The sequence below is a fragment of the Sulfitobacter sp. genome, from assembly GCF_036960155.1.
Lineage (GTDB): Bacteria > Pseudomonadota > Alphaproteobacteria > Rhodobacterales > Rhodobacteraceae > Sulfitobacter.
Genome location: NZ_JBALWB010000013.1, coordinates 75610 through 90026, shown reverse-complemented (window position 1 = coordinate 90026; position 14417 = coordinate 75610). Strand labels below are relative to the sequence as shown.

General features: G+C 53.1%; 13 protein-coding genes. 9 read left to right on the top strand and 4 right to left on the bottom strand.

Annotated features, from left to right (window positions below; genetic code table 11):
- Positions 1 to 253: 253 nt before the first annotated feature.
- The 8 genes from V7775_RS20380 (at position 254) to V7775_RS20345 (ending at position 10937) form a co-directional block, all read left to right on the top strand.
- Positions 254 to 592: a DUF736 family protein gene (locus V7775_RS20380; RefSeq protein ID WP_335753765.1), complete on the top strand. Its 339-nt coding sequence runs from the start codon at positions 254 to 256 to the stop codon at positions 590 to 592.
- A gap of 139 nt (positions 593 to 731) precedes the next feature.
- Positions 732 to 1394, top strand: a complete 663-nt coding sequence (locus V7775_RS20375) for a DUF6088 family protein (RefSeq protein WP_335753764.1) — start codon at positions 732 to 734, stop codon at positions 1392 to 1394.
- The gene (locus V7775_RS20370) at positions 1394 to 2434 is read left to right on the top strand and encodes a nucleotidyl transferase AbiEii/AbiGii toxin family protein (RefSeq protein ID WP_335753763.1); all 1041 of its coding nucleotides are present in this window, start codon (positions 1394 to 1396) and stop codon (positions 2432 to 2434) included. The genes V7775_RS20375 and V7775_RS20370 overlap by 1 nt, the downstream gene beginning before the upstream one ends.
- A 384-nt stretch (positions 2435 to 2818) precedes the next feature.
- On the top strand, positions 2819 to 2995 hold the full coding sequence (locus V7775_RS20365) for a hypothetical protein (RefSeq protein ID WP_170124821.1): 177 nt from the start codon (positions 2819 to 2821) through the stop codon (positions 2993 to 2995).
- 511 nt (positions 2996 to 3506) lie between these two features.
- The gene (locus V7775_RS20360) at positions 3507 to 4229 is read left to right on the top strand and encodes a helix-turn-helix domain-containing protein (protein ID WP_335753762.1); all 723 of its coding nucleotides are present in this window, start codon (positions 3507 to 3509) and stop codon (positions 4227 to 4229) included.
- The gene (locus V7775_RS20355) at positions 4222 to 6150 is read left to right on the top strand and encodes a relaxase/mobilization nuclease domain-containing protein (RefSeq protein WP_335753761.1); all 1929 of its coding nucleotides are present in this window, start codon (positions 4222 to 4224) and stop codon (positions 6148 to 6150) included. Before V7775_RS20360 ends, V7775_RS20355 begins: the two co-directional genes overlap by 8 nt.
- Positions 6151 to 6165: 15 nt before the next feature.
- Positions 6166 to 8079 (top strand): type IV secretory system conjugative DNA transfer family protein, encoded by a 1914-nt coding sequence (locus tag V7775_RS20350; RefSeq protein WP_335753760.1) that lies wholly within the window; start codon positions 6166 to 6168, stop codon positions 8077 to 8079.
- Between the two features lie 395 nt (positions 8080 to 8474).
- The gene (locus V7775_RS20345; protein WP_335753759.1) at positions 8475 to 10937 is read left to right on the top strand and encodes a hypothetical protein; all 2463 of its coding nucleotides are present in this window, start codon (positions 8475 to 8477) and stop codon (positions 10935 to 10937) included.
- 12 nt (positions 10938 to 10949) lie between these two features.
- Here the strand turns inward: V7775_RS20345 and V7775_RS20340 are convergent, their stop codons facing one another.
- Positions 10950 to 11408, bottom strand: coding sequence for a hypothetical protein (locus V7775_RS20340; protein ID WP_335753758.1), 459 nt, complete (start codon positions 11406 to 11408; stop codon positions 10950 to 10952).
- Between the two features lie 176 nt (positions 11409 to 11584).
- Here V7775_RS20340 and V7775_RS20335 point away from each other — a divergent pair, with 176 nt between their 5' ends.
- Entirely contained in the window at positions 11585 to 11902 is a 318-nt protein-coding gene (locus V7775_RS20335; RefSeq protein WP_335753757.1) for a hypothetical protein, read from the top strand.
- Positions 11903 to 12207: 305 nt separating this feature from the next.
- Here V7775_RS20335 and V7775_RS20330 read toward each other — a convergent pair whose 3' ends face one another.
- The 3 genes from V7775_RS20330 to virB11 form a co-directional block, all read right to left on the bottom strand.
- Positions 12208 to 12744 (bottom strand): helix-turn-helix domain-containing protein, encoded by a 537-nt coding sequence (locus V7775_RS20330; RefSeq protein WP_335753756.1) that lies wholly within the window; start codon positions 12742 to 12744, stop codon positions 12208 to 12210.
- Between the two features lies 1 nt (position 12745).
- The gene (locus tag V7775_RS20325; protein WP_335753755.1) at positions 12746 to 13102 is read right to left on the bottom strand and encodes a hypothetical protein; all 357 of its coding nucleotides are present in this window, start codon (positions 13100 to 13102) and stop codon (positions 12746 to 12748) included.
- Positions 13103 to 13440: 338 nt separating this feature from the next.
- Complete coding sequence (gene virB11 / locus V7775_RS20320) at positions 13441 to 14406, bottom strand: P-type DNA transfer ATPase VirB11 (protein WP_443070151.1); 966 nt, start codon at positions 14404 to 14406, stop codon at positions 13441 to 13443.
- Positions 14407 to 14417: the final 11 nt, after the last annotated feature.

Here is a 14417-nt window from a genome sequence, read left to right as displayed (position 1 = left end):
ATCAGCGACGTGGCCATAGGCTTTCTCCTGATGTGTTGAGTTGCTCGATAATGCTGGTCGCAGCTGTCGCCCCATCCACAAAGGTTGCCCCGGATCTTTTTCCCCTGTCCCACCAAAGATAAGAGGTGGGCCATTCCTCGCGGGACAAAAAGAGCGGCGCCTGCCCCTCTCCGCTGCGCTTCGCCTTCGGTGTGTAAGGGCCTTAGCCAGCTGCAAAGTGACCATCATTGCAACGCAAACAAGGAGAAAAGCAATGACCACGAACTGCATCAAATTCACAAGCGACGATATCGAAACAGCAAAAGGCGTAGGGTCCATTTCAACCCTAAACTTCGACCTCGACATCACAGTCGAACCCATCGCCAGCAGCAACCCCATGGCACCGACGCACCGCGTCCTTGGCCGCTCCCCTCGCGGCAAACTGGTCGAATGCGGTGGCGTCTGGAAGAAGCAGAACAAGGATACCGGTTCTGACTACTTCACCCTGACGGTCCGCGATCACGCCTTCAACGCCAACCTTGGCAAAGCCGCGAGCCAAGATGACATGTCCCTGCAGGCCATCATCCCCTGGGGCCCCAAAGAGGCCGCTTAACAAACAAGCCAGACCGTTTCGGCGGTCTGGCTTAATTCGTACAGATGTGAGTTTTCGACCGTGCGTGAAATATATATGTCCGAAATTTGTAGTATTCTTCGGACTCGCATTTGTCCGAAACTTGTGGCATATTTCGGACATGACAGATGACGCACAAACCAAAACACTGCCAGATCGCTTGCGCGCGCGCATAGATGACGCGCCGCGCCAAGTGTGGACACCAGCCGATTTTGCTGACATTGGCGCTCGCGCTGCCGTCGACAAGGCTCTCCAGCGAATGGTCAAGTCCGGTCAGCTGCGTCGCATTGAGCGCGGACTCTACGACAAGCCATCCCAGAACGCACTGACAGGAAAATCTACCGTACCTGACTATCGCGCTGTCATCGATGCAATCGCGCGCCGTGATCAAGTCCGCTGGCTGATCGATGGTATGACCGCAGCAAACACACTTGGACTTACCAACGCGGTGCCAGCCAAAATCGAGGTACTGGTCGATGCGCGCCTCAAGCCGGTCACGCTGGGCAATCAAAAGATCGTCTTCAAACATGCGGCCCCAAGTCGGCTATACTGGGCGGGGCGGCCGGGCATGTATCTAGTGCAGGCCCTGCACTGGCTTCATGACGTCATGTCGAATGATGTTGAAGAGGGCGCTGTTCGCAAAACTGCCCGGCGTTTGCTTGCCGACAAGGACAAAGGTCCGGCTCTTTTGGATGATCTGAAGGGCGGCTTGTCAGCCATGCCGATCTGGATGCAGGATATTTTGCGTGCGCCTCTGTTTGATGCGGCAGAGGGAGATCAGTGATGAGCACTGAAGGTTTCCAGAAGATCATTGCTGCCAGTGTTGCGGATCGTGCTGATCTGTTTCTCACCACTGCGAACAGGCTCGGCGCACCGCTGATCAACATCGAGAAGGACTTCTGGGTCTGCTGGACACTCAATGCGCTCTATCATCGGCTTCCTGCCGGTGGTCCACGGCTCCTGTTTAAAGGGGGGACATCCCTTTCAAAGGCCTATGGTTTGATTGATCGGTTTTCCGAAGACATCGACGTGACCGTGTTCCGCGACGATCTTGGCCATGGGGCATCGCCCGAGGCACTGGCCGCGCTCTCTGGGAAGAAACGCAAAGCAGCGATTGAGGCGATCCAGAACGATTGCCAAGCTTATATTACGGGACCGCTTCTTGCGGAGATCTCCCAGCTTATTGCCGAGGATACCGGCGGCGAGGGTCGGATCGAAATCGATCCTGATGATGGCACGGGCCAGACACTGCTTGTCTGGTATCCACGCGTCGACGGTTCCGATACCGGATATGTTCAAGCGGCTGTTAAAATCGAGTCCGGTGCGAAATCAGCTCTCGATCCCAACAGCCGAAAGATGATCTGTCCCTACATTTCCGACGATTTGGATGGCATCGATTTGGATGTCCCAGACGTTCGAACGATTGATGCAGAGCGCACCTTTTGGGACAAGGTCGTCATTTTGCACGGGCTACGGAACTGGTTCGACACGCGCGGCGAGCTGAAGCAGGACGGGCAGCGCATCTCGCGCCACTACTACGATCTGCATTGCATGTTGGAAACTGAAACGGGCAAACGCGCTGTGGCTGCCTTTGAGCTTGGTCGGGATTGTGTGGCCCACGCGAAGACATTTTTTAACCGCCCTGACTTCAATCTTGCCACGGCAGAGCCCGGAACGTTTTCGCTCGTACCACCTGAAGACATGGCCGCACGGTTGGTTGGTGATTACAAAAACACCGAAGCTATGATCTTCGGGGAGGCTCCATCCTTTGATGCAATGTTAGCGTCGATTAGGTCTCTTGAGGAGCAACTGAACCGATCATGATCTTGTGACTTTGAAGTCGCCGTTGGGGTTTTTGAGACGACTTGGTTGACGTGTGGTTTGCAGCAACTTCGCATTTGAGCGTGTGATAATGTCCTCTGTCGCGTTCCGGCAAACTGGTTGACGACAGTTCGATTTATCACCCCGTTGTGCCCCTTCCCATTGACCTGTGGGCCCATCAGATCGCTAGCCGGAGGCGAGCAGCCTGCAACGCTTGGGCGAGGTTTCTGGACGGCTGACGCCTTGCGCGCTGCGTGCATCGCGCACAACAAACATCGCCCTTCACGTGCTCCATTTCATTGCGCCCCAAGTTGGGTGCAGCCCGCTCTGATGCCTCCAGTCTTTTTCACGATCCGTCCAACGACGATCAATGGAAAGGATCACAACATGACATACGAACAATCCCTCGACCTCGCAGAACTGCAAGCTGACATGGCCTTTGAAACCTACCTCTCAGCCTTTGAAGAGGGTGATCATCCCGAAGTCATCGACAGCCTCGCAACCGAGGCTCTGATTGCCCAAGATCGCTGCGCAGATTTGCGCACCCAGGATCTGGCTCATTGAGCCAGTTGCCCCTGCGGATTGAGTGATCCGCAGGGGTAAGGAACCTCCTGTAGGGGGCCCTGACAGGCAATTGGTGAAGTTGATGCCGACGCGGTCGGGCGTCAGCTTTCTTGGCGTTTTCATGTTGATAACTCGATGCGCCTTGGGGGAGCAAATCCTTGCTTGTTGTTTTGTATGTGAAGGCACGCGCTCGCATTGTGCGAGCAGCCAATAGAGTCAGTCAGAATAGCTCTTATGCTTGGTATGGCTTTTGACAGGCGGCGTAGGGGGCATCGAAATTCCGGCAATACAAAAAGATAAATTGTGCAATATGTATTATTGATATATGAAGGAAAGAGAAGAGAAAGACGTTGGCAGGATATGCCACTTGTCTGCGACATTTGTCCGAGGGGTCTGAGAGCGTGCCACGCAAAAGAGAATTCCCCTGCAGATGGATGCGCGTTTGCAAGCAAACGCTGCCTCGCACGCGCCGTCGGATATTTGATTTTGGATGTAGCGAGGTACGCTTGTGATGAAGACAGGAAGACCAAAACGCCTCAAGCTGGAGCAGCGCATTGAACTGGCGCGGCGCTACCATGCAGGTGAAACCCCAAAGGTCTTGGCCGAAGCCTACGGCGTCTCTCGCAGGCATGTGACGCGGCTGGCAAAGGAAGAGCAGGGCGAAGGACTGGCCGTGCGCGATCCCTCTGAGCGGGTCAGTTTCCGCGCCTCAGCGTCAGAGCTCGCAGCCTTTGATGCAGAGTGGCAGACACGTGGTTTTGCCAACCGCTCCCAAGCCCTCAATGCAGTGCTGCGTGGGCGGTGTGGGTTCCTTGATGTGCCGCGCGATTTGGTTGCTGAATTCTGTGCCAGTTGGCGACAAGCCAAGGACGTCAGTGACGCTGGTTTGGTGCTCGCAAAGGCGGTCCATCGCGGCAAGGTTTCAGTGTCGCCTGGGGACCGTGCATTGCTTGTCGAGCTGCTTGATCTTGCGCAGAGCATGAGCCGTGAGCTTGGTCAGATTAAGGATGCAGCGCAGGTTCGGCGCAAGCAGGATTGGCCGTTAAAGGAAGACGGGGATGCCGCCCTGCGTGCGCATCCAGATGGGCTTGCGCGCGTGGCCTCCGGATTGCGTTTGGTGGCAGGGGAGAGTGGCCGCGAAGAGGCGCGGACTTCGGTGGCATTGGCTCCGAATGGAGGGGTGGCGCGGGAGGCGAGTGCGGCCGTTAATGATCGGAACATCTCCAATGGTTGACCCACTCGCTCTCTACAGTTCTGTCATGGGCAAGCTCTGGGAGGATGAACGGATCCGGGGCAAGGCGGCGGCGCGGATTGATGCGCGCATCGCGGGCCGAAGGCAAGGGCGCAGCTTCGGGCGCGTGGGATCCATGTCGGCGCGCAACGTCGCCAAGGCTGCCAGCGGCCAGAGCCGCGCAGCCGTGTTCAAACGGATCAGGGCAGGGGGCTGTAAGACGCAAACCTCTCTTGGCAATCAGCTTGCCTATATCAATGACAAGGCGGTTTACACCTATTCGACCATGACCAATGCGCTCACCGATGAGACTGTGCTGTCTGAGGATCAGAAGTCAGATATCATCGAAGCTTGGTCCGAGACTTGGCGCGGCTCGACCAAGCTTGGTTTCACCTCTCACATGCTGCTGTCATTCCCAACAGATGTCACTGTCGATCAGGTGCGCGACATTGCGATGGATTGGACTGAGCATTTTTTCGAGAGTGGTGAGTACGGTGATCAGTGGGATTACGTTCTCGCCGTACATGACGACCGTGCCCACAAACATGCGCACATCATTCTGAACAACCGTGGGCTCGATCAGGGCACGTGGTTTTCTTGTTGGGCCGAAGGTGTGATGTCGCCCCAGCTGATGCGCGAAAAGCAGGCAGAGATTGCCGAAGGCTATGGCGTCATGTTGGACGCCACCACGCGGCTTGAGCGCGGCATCTTCGAGAAGCCCGCAGACCTGTCGGAGATCTACCGTGCCAAAGAAGAAGCGCGTCTGCCGCGCGAAATCATCATGACGGCCGAGGAGTCGGCCGTCGCACAAGCGCAGGTCGTGGGCTTTGCCAAAGACTACACAGAGTTTGCAGACCTGTTGGACCGCATGGATCAGCGCCATCTTGCCCGCGCCGTGCGCGGCATGGCCGCCAATCTGGGCACGGGCACCCCTTGGACATTCACCGAAGGAGAGATCGATATGAAAGACATCAAAACCGTCGGTGACGCCATCGACTATTCCGAGCGCACGATTGAGGCGTTGCGGCTGAAAGCCGAAGAGCTTGATGTGAGCGAGCGCGCCGCGTTTGAAGCCAAGGCTGCTCCCGTCATCGCAGACCTGTCACAGATGGTGCCTGATCCAGAACTGCGCGCGCGGTTTGGCAAGCAGCTTGAAGAGCCCTATCCGCCCGGTGCTGGAAACGAGGTGCTGATCGCGGCGCTGCAATCGGGCAATGATGACGCCCTGAAAGATGTCCTCGCTCAGGCTGATGAGGCGGGCATGGACAGCAATGAGCTGGTGGCGCGGATCACCGCAGGCGGCACCAAGAACTACGGTATGGCGCAAGACTGGGTTGAGCGGGACATGAATGCCGTACTGAGCAAAGATGGACTGACCGTCGATAGTGCCAGCGATGAGCAGCTCGATGGGGCGTTGGAACGTGTCGACGGGGTCATGGAGGCCTTGACCGAGCGTGCCAAAGAACTTGGCGTCGCGATCGGGCTTAGCCTTGCAGAGGAGGAAGCAGCGGATCTGCCCCTGATCGATGACGATGATCGCACTCCAAATACCTATCTGCAGGATCTGGCCGATATGCTGCGAGACGGGCAGTTGTCGGAGGTCCAAGAAGAGACGGTTGAGCGCACCTTGCAGGCCGAGCTGTTCAAAGAGTTGGGCGAGGAAGGCCTCTCAGAGCTGAGGCGTGGCAATTACGAAGTGCTTGACGCTGTGCTGCCCAACAAGATCGACCAGATCACCGTCACGCAAGAATTCTTAGAAATGACCTTTGAAGAAACCGGTGACCAAGTCTTCACTGATCGTGCATCCAGCTTGCAGCAGGACAAGGCAACCGAAGTCGCACAACTCAAAGGGCAGCAAGAGGCGCAAACTTTAGGCAAGGATCTCGGGCGCGATCGGGTGCTCGATGATGAGATGGAATTCTAAGGCGAGGACGGACAGATGAACAAAGCATTTCCTCTTTGGGCTGCACTGCCCTTTGGCGCAATCTGCGGCGCGATCCTTGGGACAATCGTCGCCAGCTTCTATTTGGCGTTGGCGTTGCGGACTGGGTTTGGCAATTTCGACATGCTGGCTGTATGGAATGCCAGCGCGGGATTGCGCGCCGCACACCCCGAAGCCTTCAAAGTTGCCTATAGCGCGGTTGGCTTTGGATCTCTCGGGCTCGGTGGTCTCGCGCTGGCCTGGACTTGGAAGAAAGAGCGGGATGACTATGGTTCGGCCCATTGGCAGACCAAACCCGAGCTTATGAAAAATGACATGCTGCACAAGCCGGGGGAGGGATTTGTTTGTGGCAAGCTTGGTACGCCAAAATCAAAAGGTGGGTTCATTTCTTCAGCGGCCATCCCTCATGTGATGATGGTGGCGCCAACGCGGGCCGGTAAGGGTGTGGGCTTCGTCATCCCAAACCTGATGGCCTTCGCGGGGTCAGTTGTGGTGCTCGATGTCAAAGGCGAGAACTTTGAGAAAACGTCTCGCTTGCGCGCGCTCAATGGCGATGAGGTCTATCGGTTTAGCCCCTTTGATTGGTCCAATGCCACACACCGCTACAATCCTCTGTCGCGCATCGCCAAGGCCCCGACGTTCGCGCAACGGTTCACCGAAGTCAGCATTCTGGCCGATCTGTTTCTCGATAAGGATAACAAAACGCTCGATACGTTTTCTGAAGCCGGCAAGTCGATCTTTGTGGCTGCCTGTCTGCTGGCGGTCCAGCGTGGCACGGCAAACCTAGGTGAAGTGAACAAGATCGTTGCGGGTGGTGAATACAAGAACGCGCAATACAAGACCTATGCCGATGAGGCCGAAGAAGCCATTTTGCGCGAGCTTTGGACCAACGCGGCGAGTGCGTCTTCCCGGTTACTGACCTCGAATATTCAGGCGCTGATGACGGCAGGTCTGAAGCAATGGGACAACCCGGCGGTAAGATCAGCCACCCAAGGCAGCGATTTCGATTTTGCAACGTTCCGCAAGACGCCGCAGTCGCTTTATATCGCCGTGTCAGAGGATCATATCGCGACGCTGGCGCCGCTGTTGCGCCTGATGTTCGCGGATCTGATTGCGTCCATTCGTCTCAAAGAGCCAGGACCGGATGAGCCGTGGCCCGTCATGATGATGATTGATGAATTCCAACAGATGGGGGCGATGCCGTATCTGGAACGGGCTATCCACTCGCTCGCAAGCTACGGCGGGAGGGTGGCGATGATTGCGCAGTCGCTTGCGTCCTTGGATCGGATTTATGGTCCCGAAGGCCGGGAGAGCTTGGAGAATGGGGCGGGGCTCAAGCTCTATATCACGCCGCGGGATCAGCGGACGGTGAAGGAGGTTTCGGCGGCTGTTGGCAGCAGGACGCGGGAAGCGGTGACCCGGATGTATGGGCGGAACAAAGGGATACTCGGCGCGACGTCGACGTCTGCGCGGCTGGAAGAGCGGCCGTTGCTGTCGGAAACTGAAGCGAGGTTGATGGATCCCGACGAGGTAATAATCCTTGCGTCCCCGCAACACCCAATTAAAGCGCAGCGGATCAAGTACTATGATGACCCAATGTTTAAGGAGATGGATGCCAAACAGAAGGACAAGCCGTTTCCTTATCCGCCAAGTGTGGAAGGTGTTGGGCCGTGGGGTGTTGGGGGTGACGAGGACAGAGCGCAGGGGGCAAATGATACCGCGGGCCATCCGCTGGCGCGAGATCGTGCGGAACGGCGCGAGGCGCGGGGAATGAGGGTCATGGCGGAGGGGGTCGAGATGGAACATCAGCCGCAGCCAGAGATGGTAGAGCGGGAAGCGGATGTGCCGACGGCCTGGAAGCAAACGTTGGATATGCGGGAGGAGTTCGTCGAGGAGTTGTTGGGCGGGTAATGCTTCGATCTGTGAATTCCGTTGCAGATGGGGTGGATGGCTACTGCTCCAACCTACGTCGCAATGCGCCATACTGAAGTTGTCTTTATCTGCAATTGAGAGGAGCTACTCAATGCAATTTGCCACGTTTGGTATAGATCTAGCCAAGAATATTTTTCAGGTCCATGGCTTGCCGGGATCTCGTTGCCTATGGTGAGGTATTCGGACTCGATTGAGAGTGTGGGGGCTGGAGCCATCATCAAAAGTCGAAAACTGACCTAAAAATTAGATAATGCTAACTTCCCAATTTTGGCCTCGAACGAAACAGCTCGCCTAAGTTTTCAGGTTTGGCGTTGACTTTTATCGCCAATACACTGACTTCTTTACAGAAGTGAAAAAGTGAAGGTGGACAGAAAATGCGTGGCGAAATTTATCAGGAAGATCCAGATACTCCACGTGCGAAGCTACTTCGGTTAATAGAAGAAATTCCTTCCCTCAACCCAAAACGCTTAGCAACTAGTGAACTTTGTTACCCTAAGCTCTCACGGCCTGGCGGCGAGGAAGCTTTCATCGGACTTCCCGATATCGATATTGAAGAGCTCTGGGAAGAAATCGAGAGCGACCTAGATGAAGATTTTCGAGTGCGCCCAAAGGATCACGAAGACACAGAGTACCCAATTGAACGGTTATTTCGCGGCATTCGGAGAGCCGCCGAAAAATCGGAATACGGGAAGACCACGCTAGAGCGTTGGAACCAAACGCTCATTTACAGCGAGAATAACGTTAAAAGATTGTCTACTGAAGAACGCTTCGAAATAATTGCAACAACATCTACAAGATATGCTGACGGCATTCCAATCAATTCTAGTCGTAGTGTCGCCAATGACTGGTTTACTCAAACCGTCCTTCCTGAAATTCTAGATGAGCGGGTGCCAAAGCATTCTCGGGCTGTCGTGGGCGGTCCTGGATGCGGAAAATCAACTATTTTCAAATACTTATTGTCCGAGAATGCTGAGGTAATTGACCGGAAGAACGTCGTTTTCTCGCGGTTTGAGTTCCTAAAGTTCTGGCGGCGATGGCGTGACCAACGGGAAACGAAGGAGCGGGCGCTTGAAGACTACATGTCGTTTATTCATGCCCGAGATCTCTTTCTGCACCATTTCTTTACACTTGTGGACGGATGCCGTTTCGAACTTCGGTGGCAGTTCATGAGCGTTGAGTTTCGTGACGCGGAACTAGGCAAGCTCGAGGTTGCGATGCAGAAGCATGCTCCGCAATTCGGGCTTGCTGACGAGGGGGATCTAAAAATGCTTGTGCAAGAGACTTTTGCCCAAGCAGCCTTAAGCAACGCCAACTTAATCGAGTGGCTTGCAAAAAGATCAACTGCAGAGCGAAAGCTATTGATAGCGGCCTTGTGGCAGGAAGACGTTCATCTGGTCACCATTTTTGATGGTTTGGACTCATTGCGCGTTGAAGACGCTTTCAAGGATAGTAGGGAGTGGGAGGCTGTTGATCATATCATTCGAAATCGTCGCTTCCTTTCGGCACCAACAGAACTTCTTGATTTAGGCTGGCTCATAAAAACAGACAGCATAATTGTTATGCGTAATAACACAGCAGATGCTATGGAAGCTCGCTATGCTAGCAAGGGCGAACCGCTCGAGTTTCAAAAATACTTTCATTTGGATAGCATTCATGGACTTGCTGCAATGGTTTCCATTATCACGCGTGCTGCGGACTTAATCCCAGACGTTGCAAAGCTAGACAAAAATCAGAAAGATGCTTTTGTTTTCAATGTTATGCGGGTTATCCAAAGGACAGTTTTGGCCATATGGCGCGGACATGGACCTGCAGTTTCAAGCGATCTCATCTACAACTTCTTTGACGGTAACCTCCGTGAAACTTTTTACTTTGTCGCCCGCGTTATGTTTTGGAGCGTCCGTGAGATGCTCAAACTAGGTTACCTCAACGATGAGGAATATTTCCCTGCACCCACGCCTAAACTTGTTGGTGCGCTGGCTTCTTCGCGCGGTAACGACTTTCTACATCGCAAGTCATATCGCGTAGTTGAGCTTTTGCTATTCAGAAAAGGAGAATGGTTCGAAAATCAAGCATTTATCTTAGACACCGATGACCCCATGATGGAGGATATAGGTGTGACGAAGCGGGTTGTCGGAAATGCGCGATTTTACGGCGAAATTGATAACATCTTCAACTACACCAATGATGAACACATTGCCAATCTCGACAGACACTGCATGTTGGAGAAAATACGCATTGTGCAATTATGTAGCCAAGGATCACTTAGTTTCCGTGAACTAGAATCGGCGCTCAATCGTGAGTTCGGCTTCGTCGTTTCTGACTTAAGGTTGCTGGTACGCTTCCTGCAGAAAACGGACTTCTTAACGTCAGAAGTCTACCGGAATCCCAAGATCCAATTTCGTTATTCAGCAACTGCTCGGGGAAAGCTCTGTGTGGGGTCGCTGATCAACAACCTATCCTATGTCGAACATGTTTTTCACCGGACTTTGATTCCTGAAGCAATTGTGGAACTCGTGGATGATCTACCAAGGAATGAGAACTCGCTGAGATGGGCGGCGCATTCCGTGCGTAACGCATTTATCTTACTGGCCTACTTTAAGGCGTTAGAGATGAATCCGGCCAAAGGCGTCGCTGCATCAGACCAGTACCGCCTTTTTGATAAACTTCAAAAGAACCTTATGAAGTCGCTGGTACGCATGACGCGCCCGGGAGCAGGAGCGCCAGGCGCGCTGGAACAAAGGGGACAAACGCAGCGCGACGCTGCTTGGATCTGTGAAACTGCCGTCGAACAGATCGAGGCCGTTTTGCGCGATTGGGACAAAAAAAATCTACTTTAGGAAGTTCCTACGCTAGGCAGTTTTTCTTGGTTCCGCAGAGACAGATGAGTCAAATTCAAGATTCAACCGTTCGAATGCATCGAGAACGACATCGAACCGAGACTCATGTGAAAGATCAAAAATGCGATTAAGCGTTGTAGCTCCCACACCAATCCTTTTTGCAAACTCTGCTTTGGACACACTCAATTTTCGAAAATGTGTGTAGAGCAGCGCCTTAGATGCAGCCAACGGCGAAAGCTGCAATTTTTCGTACCCGTCTGGACGAACGGTTCCATCAGACGATGGTATCTCGTCATTGTAGTCTATCCGCGCCTGAATTGCGTTCTTGATTCCGTCGTTTGCGATTGATCGAACTAGACCGCGCTCTATATCGATTTCGTCTATGGAAATGGTGATCTCAGGAAACGCTGGGACCTCCAGTACGGCATACCCGTCCTCTTCCTCTACAGCGTAGCAAAATTCCAACTTCATTTTAATAAACCTCGTTCTTTGGCTTGTCCGCATGTCTGACTTAAATCAGCGGCCTTTAACTCATGATGGTCTACTATCGGCATTTTTCAAAAATGGCAATATATACACTTGTGTAAAAATATCTTATGTGTGATAGATGTTCATGTCAGAATTGTATGACTAAGGAGACCTCGGCAATGCATCCTAAGAAAGCGATAGATTTCAAGCGCGGTTTGAAAGCTCTGGCGACCGATCAGGGTTGGCTCATCGATGTTTTTTCTGAGTCTGGTCGGCCCACCGAACGGATCGTGGTCGTATACAAAGAGGGTTATGAAACAGCGCGAATCGCATCCTTTATTCTCAAACAGGATGAAAAGGAGATAAATCCAGTTATCGCGCGGAAGATTGTTCGTAACATCCGGCTGCTGATCAACGCGGACAACAAGGCTCAAATTTGCTTGCTAGACGAACGCCGTGCGATCCTAGTTACTTGGATTGTGAATTTCTTCTCCTAAGATCACCAACGCAAGGCCTCTACGTATAGATTCGAGCGAAGGATGAACCTAGGAGTAAGAAATAGCCAATAAACAAGCAGATTTCATCAATTCGCCGCCATTGGCCTGCTAAGGTCCCTCGAGCTTCTTGAACTTCGGATATTACCTCATTGAACGGATCATCGGCCGTGCGTTGTAAGGCGCGGTCCAAAATTCCGTTTGCCTGTTGAAGGCTCTTTTTCCGTTTGTTCAACGAAAGGGTTGGGACTGCCAAAATGGCGATTCCAAAGAAGGTTGCGATGTTCAAAAATGTAATCCAAGTCATTTCAATCTAGTGATACGTGAAACTCAACGCCGTCTACGACAGTTTCGATCACTTCCTCTGTTCTGATTTTCACTTTTTCTCCGCGTTGAACTGCGTGAATTTGATCGTCGCTCAACCGGGCTAGATGAGTTGGCCGCATCTTGGTAGCTGCGAGTGAGCCCTTTATCACACGGAAGGTCGACGCAGGAGCTTGCTCTACCTCTGCTGTAGATGCCGTGGATATTGCATGCGATACATCCAATACGGTTGAGTATTCGTCCTCTTGGGTGAGGTTGAAATCCAAGCTCAACTCAGCATTACATGCTGCCGCGTACTTTAACAGGGTTTCGAGTGTCGGCATCGCGCCGGTGGCGGCCTCCAATTTGGAGATATGAGATTGTTTTAACCCCGATAATTTCGCGGCTTCCGTTTGTGTGAGATTCGCGGCATGGCGCAACGACCGAAGAGTCACAGCCAGCTTCCGCTTTCGCTTGTTCTCTTCCATAGCATTGGCAAATTCGGGGTCTTGCGCAGCGAGTGCTTTTGTAAGGTCCGTCATGTTAGGTCTCCCAGGGTCGATGGGTGGAACTGAGATGTCGCGCTGCAAGCTGCCCAGATGCGTCGATGATGTTCAAAGCGGACAAAATGCCGTGAAGCAAGATGGTCGTAGTGTCTGTGTCCGATCTGTCGATGGAAACGACAAACAGGATATTGGGGCTTCCCTCGATTTCAAGTGCGAACACCTCATATCGGGAATCCAACAGTCCACATCGGCTTTTGATTGGAGGATCAATCAGCCACAATGTGTCGTAAGCCACAGAAGCGTTTTGCTTCGCATCTAACGACAGCGGTCGAATGCTGCTCAGAATCTCGTTCTCGAAGCCAGGCGCTGTTTTTACTACGCGTTTCTTTGTCACGGTATACACCTCAATGTATATATACTGAGATATATAAGTCCAGATGAGCTAAAGATCAAGCCCCACAACTGACTTTCAAACAAACGGGTCCTATCTTCTACGCATCGAGAGTTGCGTCCTAATCAAGCTGTTGTTAAAGAATACTCTTTCACGGGTGGTTTGACGCGCCCTAAGCTCAGTACTTGGTCTGGGCCGTTAATCGGTAATCCGCCATTTGCACTAAAAAGAATATGACCGGGCTCCATTTTTCTCGCTTTCAGTGATATGGTGATTTTTCCGCATTATGAGAGTTGGTACGTACCGTGGTGAAAGTCCACCATAACCATAGTTGATGAGGGCTATTTGGGTAAAAAGAACTCAGTTATCCCACGTTTCCCGTCTTTCCGTCCCAATTGGACGATCACATCGATCGACTTCTGAATGTACTGCCGCACCTCAGCGAAGGTCAGCGGCGTGCCCGCTTGCAAGACCATTATGGCTAACCGATCAATTGCGAGCTCAGCTGTTTCCGCATGGATCGTTGAGACTGACCCACCATGTCCGGTGTTGATCGCTTCGAGGTAGGTTAAGGCTTCGTCTCCGCGCAGCTCCCCGACGATGATACGGTCTGGACGCATGCGTAGCGACGCTTGCAGGAGCGCGTGAGAGCTTCTCTGTGATCCAGTGCCGCGACTTGCCAGTAGGGCAACGGTATTGGGTTGGATAGGGAACAGCTCAAATGCATCTTCAATCGTGATTAGTCGTTCGCTATCGGCCACATGAGTAAGGAGATGTCGGGCAAAGGTGGTCTTGCCGGTCGACGTGCCACCACTGATCAATATATTGAGCCTTTGCTGCACTAAGGCCTGCAAAGCGGATTCGAGGTTTTCTTCAGCTTGGCTGGCAATGGCCTTCATCTTCTCAGCCCTCAGTTGGTCTAGAGAGACAGCTTTGCCAAAAAGATATGATGGTTTGTACCCCTTCACGCCCACCGTGGCGAACAGACGGATCGTGATTGAAGCACCCTGTTCAATGGCGGGTGGAACCGCGACCTGAACTCTCAAAGGACGGCCAGCATATTCAACTTTGCCAGACACCAGAGGGTTCTTCTCTGACACGCGGGCATTGGCATCACCGACGATTGTCTGTGCCATATTGAATGCCGTGGCGCGGTCAACGGTTTGACCTTCATGCCGCATTGTTGCGTCACCTGCGGCTTCGATCCAGACTTTCCCATCAGGATTGATTGCGATTTCAACGACGTCGTCCCGCAGTAATAGGTCGCGAAACGACTCAAGATATCTCTCTAAGTAGGACGCAGGCAGCGGGGGTTGGC

Coding starts and splice junctions, on each gene's coding strand:
- V7775_RS20380 (WP_335753765.1), top strand. CDS start 254: ATGACCACGAACTGCATCAAATTCACAAGCGACGATATCGAAACAGCA.
- V7775_RS20375 (WP_335753764.1), top strand. CDS start 732: ATGACAGATGACGCACAAACCAAAACACTGCCAGATCGCTTGCGCGCG.
- V7775_RS20370 (WP_335753763.1), top strand. CDS start 1,394: ATGAGCACTGAAGGTTTCCAGAAGATCATTGCTGCCAGTGTTGCGGAT.
- V7775_RS20365 (WP_170124821.1), top strand. CDS start 2,819: ATGACATACGAACAATCCCTCGACCTCGCAGAACTGCAAGCTGACATG.
- V7775_RS20360 (WP_335753762.1), top strand. CDS start 3,507: ATGAAGACAGGAAGACCAAAACGCCTCAAGCTGGAGCAGCGCATTGAA.
- V7775_RS20355 (WP_335753761.1), top strand. CDS start 4,222: ATGGTTGACCCACTCGCTCTCTACAGTTCTGTCATGGGCAAGCTCTGG.
- V7775_RS20350 (WP_335753760.1), top strand. CDS start 6,166: ATGAACAAAGCATTTCCTCTTTGGGCTGCACTGCCCTTTGGCGCAATC.
- V7775_RS20345 (WP_335753759.1), top strand. CDS start 8,475: ATGCGTGGCGAAATTTATCAGGAAGATCCAGATACTCCACGTGCGAAG.
- V7775_RS20340 (WP_335753758.1), bottom strand. CDS start 11,408: ATGAAGTTGGAATTTTGCTACGCTGTAGAGGAAGAGGACGGGTATGCC.
- V7775_RS20335 (WP_335753757.1), top strand. CDS start 11,585: ATGCATCCTAAGAAAGCGATAGATTTCAAGCGCGGTTTGAAAGCTCTG.
- V7775_RS20330 (WP_335753756.1), bottom strand. CDS start 12,744: ATGACGGACCTTACAAAAGCACTCGCTGCGCAAGACCCCGAATTTGCC.